Origin of the sequence: Egbenema bharatensis FJBBOT/2019 (assembly GCF_048077055.1) — a bacterium.
GTDB classification, from domain to species: Bacteria; Cyanobacteriota; Cyanobacteriia; order Elainellales; family Elainellaceae; genus Egbenema; species Egbenema bharatensis.
In genome coordinates this window covers 2,771,611-2,793,139 of sequence record NZ_CP182236.1, presented here as the reverse complement: position 1 = coordinate 2,793,139, position 21,529 = coordinate 2,771,611, and the positions used below count along the sequence as shown (strand labels likewise).

Annotated in this window: 14 protein-coding genes and 2 pseudogenes; 5 read left to right on the top strand and 11 right to left on the bottom strand. The window is 52.4% G+C overall.

Features of this window, described 5'->3' with window-relative positions; all coding sequences use genetic code 11:
* The first annotated feature begins 165 nt into the window (after window positions 1-165).
* Complete coding sequence (locus ACM1PF_RS12905) at window positions 166-822, top strand: sugar transferase (RefSeq protein WP_416676639.1); 657 nt, start codon at window positions 166-168, stop codon at window positions 820-822.
* A 151-nt stretch (window positions 823-973) separates the two neighbouring features.
* On the opposite strand, the pseudogene ACM1PF_RS12900 reads toward ACM1PF_RS12905, so the two are convergent.
* Window positions 974-1,458: pseudogene (locus ACM1PF_RS12900) on the bottom strand (sterol desaturase family protein).
* Between the two features lie 448 nt (window positions 1,459-1,906).
* Window positions 1,907-2,602 carry a DUF1997 domain-containing protein gene (locus ACM1PF_RS12895; protein ID WP_416675051.1) on the bottom strand — a complete coding sequence of 232 codons (696 nt, stop codon included), beginning with the start codon at window positions 2,600-2,602 and terminating at the stop codon, window positions 1,907-1,909.
* A 729-nt stretch (window positions 2,603-3,331) separates the two neighbouring features.
* Between ACM1PF_RS12895 and ACM1PF_RS12890 the strand changes: the two genes are divergently transcribed.
* The gene (locus ACM1PF_RS12890) at window positions 3,332-3,991 is read left to right on the top strand and encodes an SDR family oxidoreductase (protein ID WP_416675049.1); all 660 of its coding nucleotides are present in this window, start codon (window positions 3,332-3,334) and stop codon (window positions 3,989-3,991) included.
* A 59-nt stretch (window positions 3,992-4,050) separates the two neighbouring features.
* On the opposite strand, the gene ACM1PF_RS12885 is transcribed toward ACM1PF_RS12890, so the two are convergent.
* From ACM1PF_RS12885 to ACM1PF_RS12865, 5 genes are all read right to left on the bottom strand, one after another.
* Window positions 4,051-4,527 (bottom strand): N-acetylmuramoyl-L-alanine amidase family protein, encoded by a 477-nt coding sequence (locus ACM1PF_RS12885; protein WP_416675047.1) that lies wholly within the window; start codon window positions 4,525-4,527, stop codon window positions 4,051-4,053.
* Complete coding sequence (locus ACM1PF_RS12880) at window positions 4,509-5,567, bottom strand: AMIN domain-containing protein (RefSeq protein ID WP_416675045.1); 1,059 nt, start codon at window positions 5,565-5,567, stop codon at window positions 4,509-4,511. The genes ACM1PF_RS12885 and ACM1PF_RS12880 overlap by 19 nt, the downstream gene beginning before the upstream one ends.
* Before the next feature lie 114 nt (window positions 5,568-5,681).
* On the bottom strand, window positions 5,682-5,816 hold the full coding sequence (locus ACM1PF_RS12875) for a hypothetical protein (protein WP_416675042.1): 135 nt from the start codon (window positions 5,814-5,816) through the stop codon (window positions 5,682-5,684).
* A 767-nt stretch (window positions 5,817-6,583) separates the two neighbouring features.
* On the bottom strand, window positions 6,584-8,290 hold the full coding sequence (locus tag ACM1PF_RS12870) for an ArnT family glycosyltransferase (RefSeq protein ID WP_416675040.1): 1,707 nt from the start codon (window positions 8,288-8,290) through the stop codon (window positions 6,584-6,586).
* A gap of 45 nt (window positions 8,291-8,335) precedes the next feature.
* Complete coding sequence (locus ACM1PF_RS12865; RefSeq protein ID WP_416675038.1) at window positions 8,336-9,109, bottom strand: response regulator transcription factor; 774 nt, start codon at window positions 9,107-9,109, stop codon at window positions 8,336-8,338.
* Window positions 9,110-9,437: 328 nt separating this feature from the next.
* Here ACM1PF_RS12865 and ACM1PF_RS12860 point away from each other — a divergent pair, with 328 nt between their 5' ends.
* From ACM1PF_RS12860 to ACM1PF_RS12850, 3 genes are all read left to right on the top strand, one after another.
* The gene (locus ACM1PF_RS12860; protein WP_416675036.1) at window positions 9,438-11,165 is read left to right on the top strand and encodes a diflavin flavoprotein; all 1,728 of its coding nucleotides are present in this window, start codon (window positions 9,438-9,440) and stop codon (window positions 11,163-11,165) included.
* Window positions 11,166-11,369: 204 nt separating this feature from the next.
* The gene (locus ACM1PF_RS12855) at window positions 11,370-11,729 is read left to right on the top strand and encodes a four helix bundle protein (RefSeq protein ID WP_416675033.1); all 360 of its coding nucleotides are present in this window, start codon (window positions 11,370-11,372) and stop codon (window positions 11,727-11,729) included.
* 44 nt (window positions 11,730-11,773) lie between these two features.
* Window positions 11,774-13,546, top strand: coding sequence for a diflavin flavoprotein (locus tag ACM1PF_RS12850; RefSeq protein ID WP_416675030.1), 1,773 nt, complete (start codon window positions 11,774-11,776; stop codon window positions 13,544-13,546).
* 190 nt (window positions 13,547-13,736) lie between these two features.
* Here ACM1PF_RS12850 and ACM1PF_RS12845 read toward each other — a convergent pair.
* The 4 genes and pseudogenes from ACM1PF_RS12845 to ACM1PF_RS12830 all read right to left on the bottom strand — a co-directional run bounded on the left by ACM1PF_RS12845 (window position 13,737) and on the right by ACM1PF_RS12830 (window position 21,434).
* A pseudogene (locus ACM1PF_RS12845) lies at window positions 13,737-15,198 on the bottom strand (phosphoglucomutase/phosphomannomutase family protein).
* A gap of 327 nt (window positions 15,199-15,525) precedes the next feature.
* Window positions 15,526-17,253, bottom strand: a complete 1,728-nt coding sequence (locus ACM1PF_RS12840) for a sensor domain-containing diguanylate cyclase (protein ID WP_416675027.1) — start codon at window positions 17,251-17,253, stop codon at window positions 15,526-15,528.
* 347 nt (window positions 17,254-17,600) lie between these two features.
* Window positions 17,601-18,344: a hypothetical protein gene (locus tag ACM1PF_RS12835; protein WP_416675024.1), complete on the bottom strand. Its 744-nt coding sequence runs from the start codon at window positions 18,342-18,344 to the stop codon at window positions 17,601-17,603.
* Between the two features lie 78 nt (window positions 18,345-18,422).
* The gene (locus ACM1PF_RS12830) at window positions 18,423-21,434 is read right to left on the bottom strand and encodes a hypothetical protein (RefSeq protein ID WP_416675021.1); all 3,012 of its coding nucleotides are present in this window, start codon (window positions 21,432-21,434) and stop codon (window positions 18,423-18,425) included.
* Window positions 21,435-21,529 lie beyond the last annotated feature (95 nt).

Below are 21,529 nucleotides of genomic sequence, written 5' to 3'. Positions count from 1 at the left end.
AAAGATTAGGCAAACCTCCGCGAATCTACTACCTCCTGATTAGCCTCCCCGCATAGGATAGTCAGTAATGATGACTATTCATCTCTAGCGATTCACTCGATTGGAGCTTCGCAAACCGTGATTACTACACCCAATTTTCTTGCCTCCTCCACCGATCGTTCACCCATGCTGGCTCATTCTCCTAATCTCAAAACTGAATTTGGTGGGGATAAAACCCATCCCTCTGTTACTAGCAAGGCAAAACGCCTGATTGATCTGGTTGGTTCCCTGGTTGGATTAGCTATTACAGCAGTACTCTTCATTCCGATCGCCATCAGTATACAAATCGATAATCCTGGCCCAATTTTTTATAGCCAGGCGCGTTGCGGTTTAAACGGTCAAACGTTCCGCATCTGGAAGTTTCGATCGATGGTGACGAATGCCGAGCAATTGAAGCATCTGGTTACAAACGAAGCCAAAGGCAACATCTTCAAAAACCGTAAAGACCCCCGCATCACCCGGGTGGGACGCTTCTTGCGCCGCACCAGCTTAGATGAGTTGCCGCAATTTTGGAATGTCTTCAAGGGCGAAATGAGCCTGGTTGGAACTCGTCCGCCGACGCTAGATGAAGTCAGCCAGTACGAGCAGCATCACTTCCAACGATTGCGCGTTAAGCCTGGAATCACGGGTGAATGGCAGGCCAACGGGCGCTCAAAAGTTGAAGACTTTGAAGAAATTGTCCAGATGGACATCGCTTACCAAAAGAAATGGTCTGTCATGTACGATCTGCATCTGATTATTAAGACCATTCAATCTGTCCTGGTTAAAGACGGAGCGTACTAAAGATTGAGGTTTGAAAGTTACAGGGTGTAATGACACGGCTAGAGTGAGTCTCTGCGACTAGAAACCCCCCTTGACAAACACGGATGTCGAGGGGGATTTTTCTGTGTGCGGATATTGGGACTGGAAGATTAATCTGCCTGAGTCTAGCGAACTACCACCAGCGCAATTGCAGGTAGCCGCGATCGGCCTGACTCAGTTCTTCCTCCGTCAGCCAATCCACGGGCTTGTAGGTGCCAAAAACGTAGTCCCACCAGTCAACGCCCAGCCCAAAGTTATGATTCCACATCCCATACTTGTGATGAACATAGTGAACGGGCATCTTCATCCAAAAGCAGCGGGTAGGGTTTTCATGCTGAAGTTGATGGGCATAGGCGGAAAAAGCCGCGTAGATCAGGCCCCCAAGAACCAACCCAACCCCATTTGCCACGAGAAGAAGAACGGCACTGCCATTAAGATCAGACTGCCCTTAACGTAAGCTAAGAATTCCCAGATCACGCCCTGTCCTTCATTGCGGCGATGATGATCCCGATGTCGTTCACCAATTTTGGCTGAAACATGCATGAGCCGATGCATCCAGTACTCGACAAAACTGGCAAGAATGAAGGCAGCAATAAAACTGACGATCGCAACCCACATAGATGAATTTCTCCTATCACACCGCTTTGTTTAGACTTTAAACTTTCGACTTTGAGTTTTCGCTTAAAGTTTCTGACTCAGACTGAGTCTTTTCTTCAGACTAGCGTGTCCTTGCCCAATTGCATACTTGCAGGAGGCTGGATCCAGAATGTCGCATTACTGGCAGGCAAGACTTCGGTGTGAGCTCAGTCGAACGCTGCCTGCGCTACGGCAGTTGATTAATTTGCCCAAATCGGATGCTCCCGACCGTTACCCCCTAGGCAAAAGGAGCAGAAACCATCTGAATAGAGTTCCTGCTCCCCGTCAATGACTGGCTAAGTTATTAATCTTTCCGATCTCTGCGGTCTTTAGGGATCTGCAACATGGCATCCCAATCTTTGAAGAAATCCGCTGTAAGGGCCCACTGCTGTGCGCTCCCTACCGGGTACGTTCTTTTGCCGCATACCCCTTACTTCCGCCGCCGCTTCGGAAACGGAATTCCAGCAGTCTGATGGAAGTCTTGCTGCACCTTATGGGTTAAACGCCGAGAGACTTGCCGCACGATCTGGTTCAGTAACCGATCGCCTGTTGTCTGAACAAGTTGCTTGGGTAATGCCTGGATAAAACGGGGGAAGTGAATCATGACTTCCAGGTTTAATTCCCACTCAACGTGAGTAATTCGATCGGGGAGTCCAGAAGCGTTGGCATCTATCTCTACAAGCTCCAGAGCCGCCCGGAAGTCCACATCATACCCCTGAGGGTGATAGCCCGGAACCGGGACAGTTTGAATGCGATAAACTCCCTGCTCCTGGGGTAATAGATCTAACCCCACCTTGGGTTCCACTTCATACCCGAAGGAGCCAAATCGCCCGATTGTGACTCCATATCCTGTTTCACCGATCGGCTCAGTAGACATCGGCTGGGCACAGCGGGGAAACCAGGTGCGGTGAGCATCCAGATAGTCGGCCACTGTTTTAGCATTAGCATACATTTCCATGCAGCTCGTAAAATGCCCGTGAAAACAGGAGGGTTCACCAACGGGATGATCATGAGCGGGATGGGTTGAATCTTCATGCATTAGAGATTTGCCATCAATCAAGCTGGACGTTGCCCCCAAGACCATAGGCTCAACATCGGTGTGGCATTCAGCGGAATTTGCCTGCATAGTATACGTTCCTGCGATCGTTTGTTTCCTATCAACCCCAACCCAAAAGCTTCAAGCCCGCACTCAGTGCCTATCCGCAAACTCACTAGAGTTTTAGGAATCCAAAACCCCCGACGGAATTTTCGGATAGATCCTCATAGGACGACAGTGGTTAGCCTCAGGGTTGGCTTTAAGTGACGACTCAAACCAGGGGACGACACGAATGGGGTAAATCAGGGGCAATTTAACCCCAAAAAAGACACGACAACACTAAGTACATCAGAATTTCACAGAGTTAGAGACTCCTTCATCTGATATTTACAAACTATCTGCGACTGAACCCAAGACTCAGTCTAACAGCCGAACCCACTTAGGGTCATCTCTAACTTTGCTCCAGCATATCTTCCTGCCCAAAGGTATAGCCATGATCGATCTACGGAGAGAACAGCAAATGTCAGGCAAAAAGCGAGAATTATACTGAGACTTTGAGCAACTGTCCGCAATATTCCGATCGAATTGGTAGGAGATTAGCGTGCGATCTAGTCCTTTGGGTAGGTTTCTGGAGGTAATGATGCTAACAGAAACTGCTTTGGAGTCGCTGAATGACTTGATATCCATAGCCGCAGGCAACATTCAGGTTCACAGCAAGATTCGATCAAATTTGGCTGACAAAGTGCTTTTTTCATCAATTCCAACGCTCTCCTCGGATACACTCAAAGTGACGAAATTTTTGAATTTAATCAGAAAGTTATGAAAGCATTTGTTGCAGGTGCTACCGGACAAACGGGACGACGAATCGTGCAGGAGCTGGTGCAGCGTCAAATTCCCGTGCGAGCACTGGTGCGGGATTTAGAAAAAGCTCAACAGATTTTGCCGGAGGGCATTGAATTAGTGGTCGGCGATGTGCTGAAGCCGGATAGTTTGCGAGAGGTGATGGCCGACAGCACGGTTGTCCTCTCGGCGACGGGAGCAGCTCCCAGCTTTGACCCCACGGGCCCCTATAAGGTCGATTATCTGGGAACCAAAAATTTGATCGATGTGGCGAAGGAGAAAAACATTGAGCAATTTGTCATGGTATCTTCGCTCTGTGTCTCTCGGTTTTTCCATCCCCTCAACCTGTTTTGGCTGATTTTGGTGTGGAAAAAGCAGGCAGAGGAATACCTGCAAAAAAGTGGTTTAGCTTACACGATCGTCCGGCCAGGCGGCTTGAAAAACGAAGACAATACCGATGCGATCGTCATGCAGGGAGCCGATCGGTTATTTGATGGCAGCATTCCCCGCACCAAGGTAGCTCAGGTGTGCGTCGAATCCCTCCTACAGTCCCAGGCGAAAAACAAAATTGTTGAGGTGGTCGCCAAGCCAGATGCCCCATCTCAACCTCTGGATGCCCTATTTACCAGCGTAGCCTGACTGAAGGCAGGGAATGGTTCGTAGGGGCGCACAGCAGTGCGCCCAAATCACATAAGTGGTTAAAGGTTCTGCTGGACGTATCGGAGAATGCCAGCTGCGATCGCCTCTGCCATCTGAGTCCGGAAGGCTGGATCAGACAAACGGCGGGCATCTTCTTCTCCGGTGACAAAACCCACTTCTACGAGCACCGCAGGCATGGAAGTGTGCCGCAGTACATAGAACCGGGCAAAGCGAACTTGTCGATTGCGCACTCCTGTCATTTGCAGAACCGTGTCGTGAATCACCTGGGCCAGGCGTTCCCCAGCACTGGAGTAGTAGTAGGTTTCTAAGCCATTGACATCGGGGCGACTGAGGCTGATGGCGTTTGCATGAATGCTGACAAATAGATTGGATCTGGCTCGATTCGCCAGTTGCACTCGCGGGGATAGATCCACTTCCCGATCGTCCTGACGGGTCATGATCACCTGCACACCTTGCTCTTCCAGTCGGGAAGCAACCTGCCTGCTAATATCCAGCACTATGTCCGATTCACGCAATCCCCCAATTCCGACGGCCCCCGGATCGCGGCCACCATGACCTGGATCGATCGTAATGGTGACTCGGTTGTTGGAAACATCAGGTAAGGGCGGCAGGGGAGCCGGAAGCGGGGCCGCCGATCGGGCATGGGGACGGGAATTGTGCTATCGGGCACGGGCAACGGTGGCGCAGAAACAGTCGTTGTACCAGCCGTTAGCGATCGGGGAGACTGGACATCTGCCAGTAACCGGCTTTCCCTGGGAATCAGGACAATGCCGCCAAAGCCACTCACATCCACTTGCCAGCGTTCCACATTGGGCGCAAAGTGCAGAATCACATTGGCCGTTGGTGGGTTCCCCTCCCGAACGTCTGCCTGCACCAGTTCAATCCGCTCAATACCGTATTCACTCAACTCCAGTTCTCGACGCACCACTTCAGGCGCAAATGCGGCATTTTCAATTTCTATCGTCAACCGTCGTCGCCGTCGATTGTAGTTCTGATCAATCTCAGGGGTATCTCCACGAGTGCGGATGAATAGCCCATCGCGGGTAAGGCGAAGGTCTTCGATTTGAGTCGCGGCTTCAATCGGGGAAAAAGTGGGTAAGTCTTCAGGGGCAGACACTTCCACTTCAGCGCGATCGGCCGTTTGGGAGTCGGATATTTCTGCGATCGCGGGCTCACCTGGCTGGGGCTCCGGCAGATCAACCGTCCATTGGCTCGCGGTAGTGCCCCGTACCCGCACCTGCTCTGGATCAAGGGTGTATCCAGGAGTCAGCTCAATCACGATTCGAGTCGTGGCATCGTCATACTGCCCGACCCGCACCGCCCGAATGCCGCCGCCTACCGCCTGTTCCACCTGAGGACGACCAAACGCTGTACCTGGTAAATCAACCACCAGGCGAGTTGGATTAGCAATGAGCTGCACCCTGGGCTGTATGCCCTCATCTGTGGTGATAGTGAGGCGATTCTCACCCGGGCTGAACCGCCACCGCACCAACCGGGCTGCTTCAACCGGAGATGTCAGACACAAAACGCCGATCGCACCCAGAATACTGGGCATTAGCCAGTGAAATCTCACAATACAGTCTCTCCTCTAGCTCTATTGGTCAGTTCAGGATGACCATCACCAACCCCGCAGGACTTGCCACATCCAGGCGTGGTCAATGAACCACTTTCACTTCTTCACAAAGGTATGGGTTTTGAGATACAAAAAAGCCGCCTTGTGTTCCTCATGCTGCCCAAGGGTAAAGCAAGTGGCTGGAAATGCTTGCTCATCAATCGCATACTTACAACGAATTTGATGAGCCATTCGCGTCTCATCCTCATGCAATAGAGTCTCACCCATCGATCATTTCAGATGGACAGCCTAGATTCACAGTTCTAGAACTTGAAGCCATCTGAGCATCCTCACACACCAAGATATTCTACAGTTCATTCTGCAATTCATGCCCATAATCGATGACGATGGAGATGAGTGCTAGACACTGAATCAGTAAAATAAATAGAACTCCAGTCTGTGAGTTTACCAGAATTATTGCTCTTTTTTTGAAGTTCAAAAACTCTTTATAGACATTTCTGAATTCAGCCGCTGCATCCCTGACGAAAAGCCCCCCGGTGCAAGACCGGGAGGCAAGAATCAGGGTGCATCTACCACTTATTCTTTCCAGCGTTCGATCGGTTTTCAGGACAGTTTGGAAAGAACAATTGAGAAAGATTGACTGGGAAGTTTAAGTCATTTTTATTCCTCCACATGGTAGGTTTCTCTCCACTGTATTCATTCTTTTGATTCCAAAACTCGATCGCTTTTTGGGTTGTGAAGGGCTGGAGCGATCGCCTGTTTGTCCATCAACTGTGCTGGCTTCAGGAATCACCTCAACGTAAACTTTAGTTTGATGGACTCAGATTCAGTCAATTCAAGTCGGATTCCACAGGTCGGCGATCGCCCATGTATTTGGTTGTGTCAGGCTGAATTTTTCCAACTCCAACTTCAAGTCATCAGGTGAGTTTCCCCCTGTAGAAACCTTATGACCATAACCTGGGGCAAGAAAATCATCAGCACGGTTGATTTAACATCAACTATCGCGGAGTGTGGATGGTTCGTAATGCCAAATCACTATCTGCCGCAAAGATATACAACTTGATGTCTTGTGCCACATAGGCAGGTTCATAGTCGCTTAAATCCAGTCCGACGCGCCTCAATGCATCGTCCTTTGTCACCAGAAGCAGCCGTTGGGAATCCGCCAATTGCCCAAGCTGGAGCCGGAGTTCATAGGGATACTCGAATCGCTGGATGGTATCTATCTGACCATAGAAATTGATACTGGGGTCGCTGACTCCCAGAGAAGACGGCAACGTTGGGGCACAGGTAGCGCAGGTTTCCGCATGGAGGGCGATCGCAATGGGTAAAAACCGTCCCCCCAACACCTGCTGATCCAGAAGGGGCATGACTGGATTAACCAGCGTTAAGGCTGTTACACCAAACGTTACCAAACCCATGCTCCAGGCCCACAATACTTTTCTCCGCAATGCACTCAACCCAATCACGATCGCCGCTCCCAGGTACAGGAGAACCCACAGGGCGATCGTTCCAGTTTGGGCAATCTGATCGACCACAGGTTCATTGGAGATGAGTTGGGGAACCAGGGCAAAAGCAATGGCAGTCAGCAAATAGACCGAACTAATGCCAAACAAATTCAGCTTCAACCAGCGATCGGGCGTAATAATTTGAGCTTCCCACTGTTGCGCACAAAGGATTGCCAGAGCCGGAAAACCCGGATAAACGTACCAGGGCAGCTTGGTGGCAGCAACACTCATAAATAGCATCACTGAGAGAAACCAGATCAGCAGAAACAGGGGCAGGTGTTCCTGACGGGATTTGCGCCGCCAATCGTTGAAGTGAACCGATCGCCAGACCAGTTGCAGCCCCTTAACCGGCCCAAGGGCAATCCAGGGAAAAAAGCCAACCAGAACGATCGGAATGTAATAGTACCAGGGGCCAGCCTGATTTTGGTTAACCTCGACAAACCGGGTGACATTATTGAGAATAAAAAAGTTGTAGGCAAACTCCTGCCCATTTGCCAGCAACACCAGGGCATACCAGGGTAAGGTTAATCCAGCAAAAATGAATAGCCCCCCCTTCCAGGGAATTTCTGCCAATAGCTCCTGCCAGCGTCCAACCCAGACCCCAAACAGGATCAGAGCCAACCCACTTAACACAACTCCCAGGGGCCCCTTCGACATCACCGCCAATGCCGTCAACCCGAAATAAGCCAGATAAGCCCACCTGCGTCCCGTGCTATAGCCCACATACCAGCAATACAACCCTGCGGTCATAAAAAAGACCAGCAGCATATCGTGTTGTCCAACTCGCCCCAACGTAAAGGTTGCAACGTTGGCAGCCAGCATCGTCGCAGCCAGAAACGCCGTGCGGGGAGTGGTGAATCGGGCTGTAAACAGCCAGGTGGATAGGACTAAACCCGTTGCGGCCAGGGCAGAAGGAAATCGCACAGCCCACTCCCCTAACCCGAAGACTGGGAAACCCAGGCGAATCAGCCAGTGGAGCAGAATCGGTTTATCGAAATAAATCTCACCATCGTAGAAAGGCGTAATCCAATCGTTGCGAACCCAAATTTGTCGGGCGATCTCTGCCTGCCGGGCTTCCGTGTGGTTAAACAGACTGTAGGCATCCAATTGCCAAAAAAACAGGGATAGACAAAGCAGCACCAGCAAAAGAACGGAAACCGGATGCTTAAACGATTTGGCAGATATTTGACCGATCAGCATTGGCGAGCAAACGATAGCGACTGCACAACTGATTGAATCCACCCCCTAGGACTCTGGATCTGGCGGTTGTTCCAGGTCTGAATTGTCCGACGCAGACTCATCGGAATCCGACGGCCGGATCTTGGGCAATTCCAGGCAGTACCCCGCTCCATAGACGGTTTTAATATAGCGAGGATGACGCGGATCGGGTTCTAGCTTTGTTCTAAGATGACGGACGTGAACGCGAATCGTTTCAATATCATCATTGGGATCGTATCCCCAAACTTCCTTCAAGATCTCGCTGGGGGATACTGTCTGTCCGTGTCGTTGGAGTAAACAGTGGAGCAACTCAAATTCCAGGTGGGTCAGCTTGACGGTTTGATCAAACCAGATGGCCTCCAGCCGCTCTGGAACCAGGGTGAGCGGGCCAAAGTTGAGGATTTCAGCGTGTTTTGCCGCCTGGGGAATGCGATCGGTTCGACGCAGCAGGGCCCGCACCCGCGCCAGCATTTCTTCAATTTCAAAGGGCTTGGTCAGATAATCATCCGCTCCAGCATTAAACCCTTCCACCTTATCCTGGGTTTGCCCCAGGGCCGTCAGCATCAGCACCGGAATATCGGCTGTCCGTTCATCGCGCCGCAGGCGTTGGCATACCGTAAAGCCATCTACTTTGGGCAACATCAGGTCAAGCATGATCAAGTCCGGCATCAGTTGGAGAGCTAATGCCTGACCTTTAATACCATCTGCAGCTTGACTAACATCATAGCCAGCCATCTCCAGGTTGACCGCGACCAACTCTGAGATGGCAGGATCATCATCGATAACAAGTATACGAGGCATCTCTTAATTTGTGATGGATAGCGGCTATTGGATGGGAACCCATACCAGGGAAATAAAGATTCCTGTACAGATTATAAGCAGGATTCTAAATTCTTTCTGAGTATGTCAAATCTATCAATTTATGTACGAGTTTTAATTTTTCCCTTCCTAGAGAGTCTACTACCGATCGCCCAAATAGCGTTACCAATCCTGTCACTCCTGAGGCAAAGCATATAAGCCTGGCTAATATGAAAGTTTTCTTATTGAAACTTTACAAAATCCTCAGTTAGCAGGCAATAATAGTAAAGGATAGGAATAAATACGCAGATAAGAGATATCAGGAGGGTCTATGGTTGCGCTTGCAGAACGCCCCCAGAGCCGTTTAACACTTCAAACTGCCGAAATTGCTGAGGACACCACTGCCATCCGATCGCTGGACTGGGATCGGGATCGGTTCGATATTGAGTTTGAACTGCAAAACGGCACGACCTACAACTCTTTTTTGATCCGGGGCGAAAAGACGGCACTGATAGACACCTCCCACGAGAAGTTCCGCCAGATTTATTTAGATGCAGTCACTGGATTAATTGATCCCACAACGATCGATTACCTGATCGTCAGCCATACTGAACCCGACCACAGTGGTTTAATCCGGGATATGCTGCAACTGGCTCCTCAGATGACGGTGGTTGGCTCTAAGGTGGCTCTGCAATTTTTGGATGATTTTGTCCATCAGCCCTACGAGCGGAAGCTGGTGAAAAGTGGCGAACGGCTGGATCTGGGCAATGGTCACGAATTGGAGTTTGTCTCGGCTCCCAACCTGCACTGGCCCGACACCATCCTCACCTTTGACCACAAAACAGGCATCCTCTTCACCTGCGATGTGTTTGGGATGCATTACTGCGACGATCGCCCCTACGATGAGGATCTGGAACTGCTCAACGCAGACTATAAGCTGTACTACGACTGCCTTATGGGCCCCAATGCTCGATCGGTTCTGGCAGCCCTGAAGCGGATGGGTGACTTGCCAGAGATCCAGATGATCGCCACGGGCCACGGGCCGCTACTGCGCTACAACATTTCTGAATTGGTCGATCGTTACCGCACCTGGAGCAAGGAACAAACCAAGGGGCAAACGACGGTGGTGGTGTTCTATGCCTCAGATTATGGCTATGGCGATGAACTGTCCCACGCGATCGCCCAGGGGATCATGAAAACTGAGGTGGCCGTTGAACTGATTGACTTGAAGTACGCCGATCCCCAGGAAGTCACAGAAATGGTCAATCTCGCCTCTGGAATCATCATCGGGATGCCCCCGCAATCGGGTCAATTTGCCACGACTAGCCGTGCTGGAATCAGCACCATTCTAGCCGCAGCCAATGCCAAGCAAGCCTTTGGTTTGTTTGAGTCTGGCGGTGGAGATGATGAGTCGGTATATCCCCTGCGGAACCAGTTTCAGGAAATTGGCGTGCGGGAAGCATTCCCCCCGATCTTAATTAAAGAAACGCCGAACGAGGGTATCTACCAGTGGTGTGAAGAAGCTGGAACCGATATGGGACAATGGCTGACCCGCGATCGGGCGGTGAAGCAAATGAAGGCAATGGATAATGACCTGGATAAGGCTCTGGGTCGCCTCAGCGGTGGACTATATATTATTACTGCGAAGAAAGGGGATATTTCTAGCGCGATGTTAGCCTCCTGGGTGTCTCAGGCCAGCACCGACCCCCCTGGTATCAGCATTGCGGTTGCCAAAGACCGGGCGATCGAATCCTTTATGCATGTGGGCGATCGGTTTGTCCTGAATGTGCTGGAGGAGGGCAATTACCAGTCCTTGATGAAGCACTTCCTGAAGCGATTTGCCCCTGGAGCCGATCGATTTGCCGGAATTAAAACCTATCCTGCAACCAACGGTTCTCCCATCCTGGCGGAGGCTTTGGCCTATGTGGAATGCGAGGTGGTTAGCCGGATGGAGTGTAGCGATCACTGGATTGTCTACAGCAAGGTGGATGCGGGTCGAGTCTCGAAGCTAGAGGGATTGACGGCAGTGCATCATCGTAAGGTGGGAAATCATTATTAGTGAGGAGTGAGGAGTGAGGAGTGAGGAGTGAGGAGTGAGGAGTGGGGTAGGGGCGAATTGCGTTCGCCCGTACAGTGAGGAGGGCTTGCGGAAGGTGAGTGTGAGCCTGTCGGAGTGAGAGGGAATGTTAGGTTGGAGCGTGTTTTGGCTTGATGGCTGGACGCTCTTTGACTCTTTACCTTTGACTGCGAAAGGACGATCGCCTTGGACAAACCCCACAGAAAGCTAGCGGTTTGGCAGCGTAGTATTGCCCTCACGACCCAGATCTACGACTTAACGGGTGAGTTCCCTCCTGAAGAGCGATATGGTCTTTCTTCTCAGATGCGTCGTGCTGCTGTTTCAATTCCTAGTAATCTGGCAGAAGGTGCAGCGAAGGAAACTAGAGAATTCGCCCGGTTTATTTTGATTGCGATCAGCTCTGTTAGTGAATTAGACACTCAACTAGAAATTGCCCTCCGGTTAGGATATCTCTCCAGTTCTCTGCACCAAACCCTCGACGATGAAATCACCCAAATCGATCGAATGCTAATCGCCCTCCGAAAATCCATCCTCAAAAGGCTTTAACCCAACCCAACCATCCCAATCTGCCCCTATTATTACTACCGCTTATGACTCTCCCTTCTACTCCTCACTCCTCACCCCTCACTCCTCACTCTCCTCACCCCCCCCGCGATGTTCAGGTTGCTGAAATCGGAGCCAACACGCTGGTGCTGCGATCGCGTACCTGGGATCGGTTGAAGTTTGAGGTGGAATATGCCCGACAGAAGGGAACGACGGCGAATTCCTATCTGATTCAGGCGGATAAAACGGCACTGCTGGATCCACCGGGGGAATCGTTTACTGAGGCATTCATTGAGGAGTTAGCCCATCACGTTTATCTGCAAAAGATTGACTATGTGATTTTGGGTCATGCCAATCCCAACCGTTTCGCTACCCTGAAGGAAATGCTGGGGGTAGAGGTGGCATCCCAGATTACCTTTGTCTGTGCCAGGGCGGCAGAGGTGGCGTTGCGATCGGCTTTTCCCAATCGAGATCTGCGAATCATTCTGGCGAATAGTGAAGAAACGATCGACCTGGGACAGGGCCACGTTCTCCACTTTATTCCTACGCCCACGCCGCGCCATCCGGCTAGTCTCTGTACCTACGATGAGGCGACGCGGATTTTATATACCGATAAGCTATTTGGGGCACATCTTTGCGAAGATCGGATTTTCGATGAAGACTGGCGTTCCCTGGATGACGATCGCCGCTACTATTTTGACTGTCTCCACGCGACTCAGGCCAAACAGGTGGAAGCCGCGCTGGATAAGTTGGCTCCTTTCTCAGCGAAGGCAAAGATTTATGCGGTCGGTCATGGACCACTGGTGCGCTACAGCGTCAGTCGTTTTACCTTTGACTACCGGGGCTGGTGTGAACGGCAGCAGGCGCAGGACTTGAATGTGGTGATGCTGTACACCTCCGCCTATGGCAACACCGCAACAATGGGACGAGCGATTAGTAAAGGACTGATTGACTCCGGGGCAGCGGTGCAGTCGATTAACTGTGAATTCGCCAGCCCAGAGGAAATCACTCAGGCGATCGAAAACTGTGATGGGTTTGTAATTGGGACTCCCACTCTGGCGGGTCATGCTCCGACGCAGATTCAAACCGCACTGGGTCTTACCCTTTCAACGGCGGCAAAAACAAAGCTGGCGGGGGTATTCGGTTCCTACGGTTGGAGCGGTGAGGCGATCGACGTGGTGCATAACAAGCTTCAGGATGCGGGCTATCAGTTTGGGTTTGAGCCGATACGGGTTAAGTTCAAGCCAGATGAGGAAACGTTGCAGGACTGCGAGACCGCCGGAACGGAATTTGTCCAGGCTCTCAAGAAATCCCGGAAGGTGCGGGCGGCTCGTCAACCGGTCGTCGAAACCCAGTCCGATCGCACGGATCAGGCATTGGGACGGATCACGGGTTCCCTTAGCGTGATTACCAACCGAGAAGGAGAAACCGATCAGGCCTGGTTAACCTCCTGGGTGTCTCAGGCAACCTTCAATCCACCTGGGCTGACCATCGCCATTGCCAAGACCTATAGTGAAACCCTGCCCAATCCAGACACTCCATTTGTCCTGAATATCCTCAAGGAAGGCAGCAACTTGAAGCGGTATTTCCTCAAGCCTGCCAGTGCGGGAGACGAGCGGTTTACAAATCTGGAGACTCATCCTGCGAATAATGGCTGTCTGGTTCTGGATGAAGCTTTAGCCTACCTGGAATGTACGGTGAAAAACCGGATGGAATGCGGCGATCACTGGTTACTCTATGCCACGGTTGAAAATGGTAAGGTGCTGGAACCCGTTGGCGTGACGGCGGTACAGCATCGTAAGTCGGGAACGCAGTATTAGGGATTGGGATTCAGGTAGGGGTGCGATCGGTCGGCTGAGTTGAATGGGCGGGCAAGATGCCCACCCCACAAGAGGTTCAAGGACTGGGCAGGTAAGATGCCTACCCCACAAGAGAAATCTGCTCTGCAAGAAAGACATAGGGCGGGCAAGATGCCCACCCCACAAGAGTTTGAGCTGATTGATTCTCTTGCTAAATTGAATTAGCCCAGTCCTCTGCCCAGGATAAGTTTCGCTGTACCTCTTCCATTCGATTGGCTTCAGAGTAGAGGCGGAGAACGGGTTCAGTGCCGCTAAACCGGATCAGGAGCCAGCTTTCGTTAGCCAGTTGGAACTTATAGCCATCGATCGCCAGGCAATCCGTTACGGTTTGGCCTGCAATGGTTTGGGGGGGGTGATTCGCCAATTGATCCAGCAGGCGGGCTCGAACTTCCATGCTAGCCAGGGGCAGGTCAATCCGATCGTAGGCGGAGGTGTAGCCTGTTTTTTGTTGAAGTTGCTGATAGCGATCGCTGAGATCCATGCCCGACTGAACGATGGACTCCAGGACATACAGAGCCGACAGGAGCGCGTCCCGTTCGGGAATGTGATTTCCGTAGCCAATTCCACCCGATTCCTCACCGCCCAACAGCACCTTTGCCTCCAGCATCCGATCGGCAATGTACTTGTACCCGATCGGCGTTTGATGCACGGACAGGTTATACATCGCTGCTACCTTGGGAATCAGATTAGAGCCGCTGATGGTTTTAACCACCTCGCCCTCATAGCCGCGCTGGGTTGAGAGATGTTCAATCAAAATCGGAATCAGGACTTGCGAGCTGAGGAAGTTGCCAGAGCCATCGATCGCTGCCACCCGATCGCTATCACCATCGAACACTAAGCCCACTGCCAGCCCAGAGCCAGCCGTTGCCCGATGGGCTTTGATTTTCTCCATCAACGTCGTCAAGTAGCGGGGCAGGGGTTCAGGGGCACCGCCTTCAAACAGGGGATCCCGATCGCCATGCAGTTCGTGAACAGAAATTCCCAGCAGTTGCTCTAGTCCCGTTGCCGCTGCTCCATGCATCACATCCGCAAACACCGTCAGCGTGCCCTGGGCGATCGCCTCCCGAATTTGGGCAATATTCACCTTCGCCTGCAACGCTTCACAGTAGCTCGTCCAGGGATTGAAGGTCGTGATCGTTCCCGGTGTCGCGCCAGCAGGAGTTTCCGGTCGCTCCAGTAACGCCTCAATTTGCTTTGTCACCTCCGGCGGCACCGATCCCCCAAAGGCTCCCTTCACTTTAAATCCAGAGTAGATCCCCGGATTATGGCTGGCCGTAATCACCATCGCGCCCAGGGCATTGTGCTGTTTGGCGGCCCAACTGAAGGCCGGTGTAGGAGCGTAGGATTCCGACAGCAACACATCAAATCCAGCCGCCTGCACCACTTCAGCCGTCGTTCGGGCAAATTCTTCAGACAGGAAGCGGCGATCGAATCCTACCACGATCGTCTTGCTGCCATTACTGCCGTAGGTTTGGGCAGGGCCGGGCTGCGGCCGGAGCTACCTGCATCACTCGCTCAAAGGTGAAATCAGCCGCAATCACTCCCCGCCAGCCGTCTGTACCGAAGGTGATGGGTTTTTTAACCAGGGAGGATGGGGAAAGATGTGTTGCCATAGGGGGAGTCAGTTGTAGATCTTCTGGTTTGCGGTGTATGGGGGGTTGCAAAGGCTAAAGCGAAACCCGATCGACGGTGGTGAGAGGCTGGCAGTACCAAGCCCATACAGATGAAATAGAATTTTTAGTCCTGATTTTGCGGACAGACAAGATGCCTGCGCTACGGATTATATTCCCTCAGCACTTTATATCTTCCTCCTCCCTACTGTGAAAATCCTTGCTCGATCAATATTTCTAAACTTTAACCAATTCCTATCACAGATGTATCTCCTGTAAAGAAATGGCGAAGTTCCCGGAAAGGAATCGCGCGTGAGGCGATAATGGATTTCACGCAGAGGGGTTCAACGCCTGCACCTGATCTCGCCCCTGACGCTTGGCTTCATACAAAGCCCGATCGGCGCGCTGGAGAACATCCCAGGCGGATTGGTCATTCATGACATCTTGTTGGGCTACACCAAAGCTGGCAGTCACCTCAACCAAACCAATTTTAGTTTGTACGGGCGTACTGCGGACAACGTGACGGAGGCGATTGGCAACATCAGTGGCCTGGCTAAGAGCGGTTTCCGTCAGAATTACCACAAATTCTTCGCCCCCATAGCGATAGGCAGGTGTCCCCCAGCGGAGTTGACTTTGCAGGCGTTGGGCCAGGTTTTGCAATACTTCATCGCCAATCAAATGTCCGTGGGCATCGTTGACCAGCTTAAAGTAATCAATATCGCAGACGATCACGCTGAAGATGGGCTGAATCGTCCAAACCGCTTTAGTGCTGAGTTGTTCCAGTTCTCGTTCCAGCGATCGCCGGTTCATTAATTGCGTCAATTCATCCCGCAGCGCTTCCTGTTTCAGGGTGCTGTTTTGGCGAAGCAAGACTTCTTTTTTAAGCCAGAGGCTCTGGTAATGCTGGGCGTTAGTCAGGGCAATGGCGGCCTGATCGGCAACCTGCCGAACCGTTTGCAGTTCATCCAGCAAATAGACGCGATCGCGCTGATAGGACAGGAGGGCCACTGTTCCAAAAAATTCCTCTTGAATAAACAAGGGCACCAGCAACACAGACAATATTCCCATTGCCGCTAACCAGTTCTGGAGGGGATCGGGATCCGGTTCACTGGAGCCAATTTGGAGATAAGAAGCTCCCCCATGCTTAAACAGATCCACCACATTCTGCCAGTCTCCCTGGTTAACCTGCCGATCATTGAGGGGAACCAGTTGACGCTCTGGGTGATCCCAAACTGCCAGAATATTCACAGGTTGCTGGCTGAGGTTGACCAGAATCGATCGATCGCACTGTAGTCCATAGCCCAGTTCTGCCACAATTCGCCCGACAATTTCATCCGGGTTCAGCGTTGAATTGAGCAGGTGCGAAATCCGACCAATTAAAGCGGCTTGCTGCCGAGACTGTTCCAATCGCTGCCGCCAGTAGAGGGCACTGTACGCCAACCCAATTTGGCTGCAAATCACCTCGACGGATTCGATTTCTTCGAGAGTCCAGCCATGAATGGGCGAATTTGAAAAAGGCAAAAACGGACTATGGGGCAGTGCCTGTCCTGGAGACTGGGCTGCGAGATTGGCGATCGGTACTTTGACTAGCGATCGGCTGAGTTGTAGAACAAACTGGAGAGAATTGGCCACTGATGCCATCCCCTTCGGTTCTGCTGCCGGTGAAGTCCCCCGACTGGTCACAGGAACCACCAGATCGCCGTTATCCAACTGCTTCAGATGGGGTGAATTTTGCTGATCCAGCAACCAGGCGGGTAAAGAGCGTGGACGAAACAAGTGCACCGTCGGATGCGTGAATTCCCCCTCATTGTGAGCAGTATGGCAAATTGGGCATGAGGCGAAACCCAGATTTGCAGCACATTTCTGCACAGCTTGAGGAGTCCCATAAACCCGTAGCGCATCTGCGGATCCTTGCTCCATCCCGATCCAGAGCAAACACTCCACATCGAAGGTGGCGGCCATTTTTTCCACCACCTGACACAATAAGCTTTCAACGGAGTCTAAATTGAGAACAGCAGTTTTGATCCAGGGGTAGATCTGCTTCCAGCTTGATTTCATAATTCTCTGGAATCACCAGGTGGATAGATTCATTCAGCACAGATTCAGCTTTTCAAAGTTAGCCCGAAACCTGCATGCAAACCGTTTTTGATCGCTCAGATTCAGTGTCGATCGGCAATCCTGATCAGGATTGATGACGCAATTCAGCGATCGGCGCTTGATTAACAATTTGGGTAGTTTGACCCTCCATGCAGATGAACTGAAGCGCGTTTAAGATTTAGAAATTTGTCTAAAGATTCGTGTATTTGGATCAACTCAACACCTGGCGTTACCTCATCAAATTATTTATAGTATTCCTCGATTTGCAGCAATGCCATCATGACGACAGAAATCCTTACGCCTTGACCCTACTCCCACTGTTCTAGCTCCGTAGACCAGTACTGGACGATCGTATTCACCTGGTTCCGCCGGGCCTCAAAAGTCGCTGCAATCCAAATAAAAATTAACCCTAAAACAATCCCTACTGCCCATAGTAGAAAGGAATAGTAACTAATAAATAACCAGAGCCATCGTAAGATTCGCAGCACAAAGGTGATCGTGCCAATGTACAAGTAGGCCCTGACCCGCAGCAATAGCCCAGCAAACACGAATCCTATACTCAGGGCAAGAGTCATGATTCCAATCAGGATCGCGGTTTCACCCACATCCACTTCTGCCTGATATAGAGCCGTCAAGCTAACAAGGGCCGTGGCGATCGATCGCAAAAAGTGTCGTTGCTCCCTGGCAGACTGGGTTTGGAGGGCAGGATCAATTTGAGCCACGTAGAGAATGGAACCGCCCATGACCAGACTGAGCCACAAAAAATTTAACCATCCCTGCTCGCTAACCACCCGTAAAACGGCCCAGTTCAGCAACCCCACCCCCAGATAGCTGAGACGAATGCGCCCCGATTCTTTGGCGTACCAGGCATAAAACGCGGCAGTGATGAGCAAGCTTTGAACGGCAACACTCAGGCTGGTTAATCCAACCATCAAGATCGGAAAAATAGCGGCTGCATTACGCCAGGGTTGCTCTGCCCACCCCCATGGTCGCCAGGGTAAGGCATACATTCCCACGGCAATCGTAGCGGCGATCGCACCTGCCCACGCCAACAGCAGGGAACGATCGGGGCTGGCTTCGTACAGACCATAGGCGATCGTAAACAGTGCTTCAACAATCCCTGCATAGGCTCACTGGATGGAGGAATGGGGATGACGACCGAGGGAGAGGGCATAGGCAGTGAGGGACAGGGCAATGCCGATCAGCAAAACCGTGCTGAATGGACTGAGGGAAGTGGTGAGGGCGAACAGGGACAAGAGACTACCAACAACCCAGTGAAGATGGGCGATCGCCTTCAGTTGGGGCGGAGTCAAGCGGAGGTAGGGCAGAAGCCAGGGAGACAACAGCCGATACAACCAGGCAATCAGGGCAGCCAGTCCGGCCAGCAGCGCAATCCCATCTCCAGGTCTACCCCCTTCAACCTGAAGCAGTTGATAGATCAGCAGCTCATAGGCGGCGATCGAGACTCCCACCAGCGACAGAACGGTGAGCAGCCGAAATCTCCCTTGACGACGGCCCACCCCAATCCCTACCAGAGCTGCCGCAAGGGTGTAAAGTCCAGTGAATGCGGTGAACGTTGTATGGGCAGCCAGCAGTCCGAGGGTTGCATAGATGAGCGGGATCAGATGCCAGCTTTTTCGATAGGTCTGACCCGTTCGAGCCACCCACCCATCGGCCACGAGTTGGGCCAGCAACCCTAAACCCAGATTACCGATCGCCCAATCCGTCAACGTCCCCCCCAGCCGCACCACCAGCATCACCAGCAGCGACTCGATCGCTCCCCCTAACCCACAAAACCCTAACTCTGTGGGCTGTTGCCAGAGTCGATAGGTCATGGCTCCCACAGTGAGTCCGGCTCCAATCAGGGCAGCCGTTGGGAGTTCCTGCAAGCTAAATTCGGTCAGGCTGAGGAGTGGCATGATCAGCAACAACAGTCCACCCAGCAGCGTAGCCCAACCATCGATCGCCGTTGCATACAGGGTTCTCATGGGAGTAGGCTGGCGGGTCAACCCGTCCCGAATCAGCCACAATCCCCACAAGGTTAAAGACGCAATCATGATCATTGCAGCAATGGTTAACTGCTCAGACCCCAATCGCCAAACGATCGCCCCTTCCAACGCCAGGGCAAATCCAACCGTCAGCACCACCGCCACTAAATGACGTAATGTACTGGCATTCACCAGCATCACCCCAACGGCGATCGTCAGGCTGATGATCCAGCTATCCAGCGTTCCGATTAAGCCCAGGTGCAGTCCCAGTGCTCCTATGCTGAACCAGGCAGCCAGGGAGGGCAGCCAAAATCGCTGCAGCCGCGATAGTCCCGTCAGCAAGACCGGAACGCTCAGCCAAATCAGATTCTGGTAACTTTCGATCGCAGAAACCACTCCGATGTAGGTCGGTAGCAACAGGGTATAGCTCAACCCCGCCAGCCCCAACCCCAGATGCCAGGCACTGCGTCGCCACCAGGAATCCTCCAAGGTAAGACACCAGAGCCATTCGATCGCCATCAGAACCAGGAGCGTTCTCGCCCAGGCGATCGGACTCAAAGCGGGGAACCCCCAGTCTATTCCTGACAGGACAGCCGCTAGGGCAGTTCCATGGGCCAGGTAAATGAGCATCGCCGGAACGATCGCCCGCTTGCGAATGACCCCCCCCAGGGTCAGGGCAGAAAGGAGGAGATTCAGCGATCGAACGCCCGGATTCAGCAGACTGATCAGGGTCATACTTCCCCCCCAAACCAGGGCAAACCACTCCGTCTGACGAGTTAGGGTGGATGGCGTGAGGCGAAGGCACAGCCAGAGATAAGGAAAAAATGCCAGTCCCAGCAGGACAAACGGTTGGGCCGTATCGCCTAAGAGCTGGGTTGCCGTGGTCAGGATGGCAGTTTGAACCCCCATCGGCAGGATGCGCCACAGTAATCCGTAGGTTTGCAATCCCACCAGCAGTAGGGCCGTCAGTGTACTCCCCCGCTCAGTTCGCTGAAGGCGATCGAACAAGAGCCAGAGTCCTAAACCACTGACGGCAAAGGCTTGCAAAGGTGGGCTTTCTCCGACGGATACCAGCCAACCTAACCCCAATAATCCCACGCCAGCAAACCCCCACAACGATCGATCGCGTCTCGCTCCAGCTACCGCATCCACTGAGGAACTTGGTCGCCTTACCCAGCAAAACACCCAGCCACACAAGCCCAATGCCAGCCCCAGTTGAGCGATCGGTACTTGCGAGAGCAAAGTCGCCCGGCCGATGAGCAGCAGTGTAGCCGCCGCAAGAATCGTGGCAGCAGGGGCGATCGGAGCCTGGATTGCCATCAGGACAGCAGTACTGACGGTTCCGATGTAGGTTGCCACCAGGGGGAATGATGAGAAGCTCCACCCCCAGTGCAGCCAGCACAAAACCAGGTAATTGAGGGTCACGAGTTTGAGCGCATGACGTGGAATCAGGGCGAGGGGAGAGCGCAACAGAAAAATGGTTAAACCAGACAAAATCAATCCGGCGATCAGAGCAACAGTCCCACCGGGGAGCGTTTGCCAGAGATTCAACCCATCTATCATCCAGAAGTTAATCGGAATGATCAGCAACGTGGTGATTTGCAGCATGCGAGCGGTTAACCGCAGGGTTTCCCGCCGCCCCGTCCAGATGCCTGCCCCAAAAAATGCCAGCGTATAGGTCAACAAAATTCCGTACTGACCGATCGGCGGAAAGTTTTGCCACTGGCTGGCAGCTAATACCCCCGAAGACACAACGACAAGAAACACCCCCAAAAACAGCAGCCAGATCACGCTAATTTCTGCCATGAACGCCTGAAACCATCGCTCCAGACGATCGGCGGCAAGGGGCGATCGTCGAGATGAGCGAACCCGCGCCCGATCGCTGAAATCTGGCTCCTCTGAGTCTTCCTCGCGCACCGCCGCCAGGGCTGGGGAGGATACAGACGGCTGCGAGAGGGGAGATTCTGCCTCCCCTGGAATGCCTTCTGATTCCGGCACTGCACAGGTCAAATGCTCCTGGCACAGTTGCCGCACTTGCGCATCCGATAGTAAGCCTAACTGCAACCATGCCTCCAGCCCTGTGAGGAATTCAGCCTGCTCTGCCTGCCGAGGGGACAGATGAATCGTAATCGGGCGATCGGGTTGGGCAGTCATCCACTGAGTTTGGAGTGCAATAGGGATTCGTCCAGCTTAAGGAAAAAGAGAACATTCGAGAAGCGTTGAGGTCAGTTTTGCCAGTGTCCTGAGGG

Coding starts and splice junctions, on each gene's coding strand:
- ACM1PF_RS12905 (WP_416676639.1), top strand. CDS start 166: ATGCTGGCTCATTCTCCTAATCTCAAAACTGAATTTGGTGGGGATAAA.
- ACM1PF_RS12895 (WP_416675051.1), bottom strand. CDS start 2,602: ATGCAGGCAAATTCCGCTGAATGCCACACCGATGTTGAGCCTATGGTC.
- ACM1PF_RS12890 (WP_416675049.1), top strand. CDS start 3,332: ATGAAAGCATTTGTTGCAGGTGCTACCGGACAAACGGGACGACGAATC.
- ACM1PF_RS12880 (WP_416675045.1), bottom strand. CDS start 5,567: ATGCCCAGTATTCTGGGTGCGATCGGCGTTTTGTGTCTGACATCTCCG.
- ACM1PF_RS12875 (WP_416675042.1), bottom strand. CDS start 5,816: ATGGCTCATCAAATTCGTTGTAAGTATGCGATTGATGAGCAAGCATTT.
- ACM1PF_RS12870 (WP_416675040.1), bottom strand. CDS start 8,290: ATGCTGATCGGTCAAATATCTGCCAAATCGTTTAAGCATCCGGTTTCC.
- ACM1PF_RS12865 (WP_416675038.1), bottom strand. CDS start 9,109: ATGCCTCGTATACTTGTTATCGATGATGATCCTGCCATCTCAGAGTTG.
- ACM1PF_RS12860 (WP_416675036.1), top strand. CDS start 9,438: ATGGTTGCGCTTGCAGAACGCCCCCAGAGCCGTTTAACACTTCAAACT.
- ACM1PF_RS12850 (WP_416675030.1), top strand. CDS start 11,774: ATGACTCTCCCTTCTACTCCTCACTCCTCACCCCTCACTCCTCACTCT.
- ACM1PF_RS12840 (WP_416675027.1), bottom strand. CDS start 17,253: ATGAAATCAAGCTGGAAGCAGATCTACCCCTGGATCAAAACTGCTGTT.
- ACM1PF_RS12830 (WP_416675021.1), bottom strand. CDS start 21,434: ATGACTGCCCAACCCGATCGCCCGATTACGATTCATCTGTCCCCTCGG.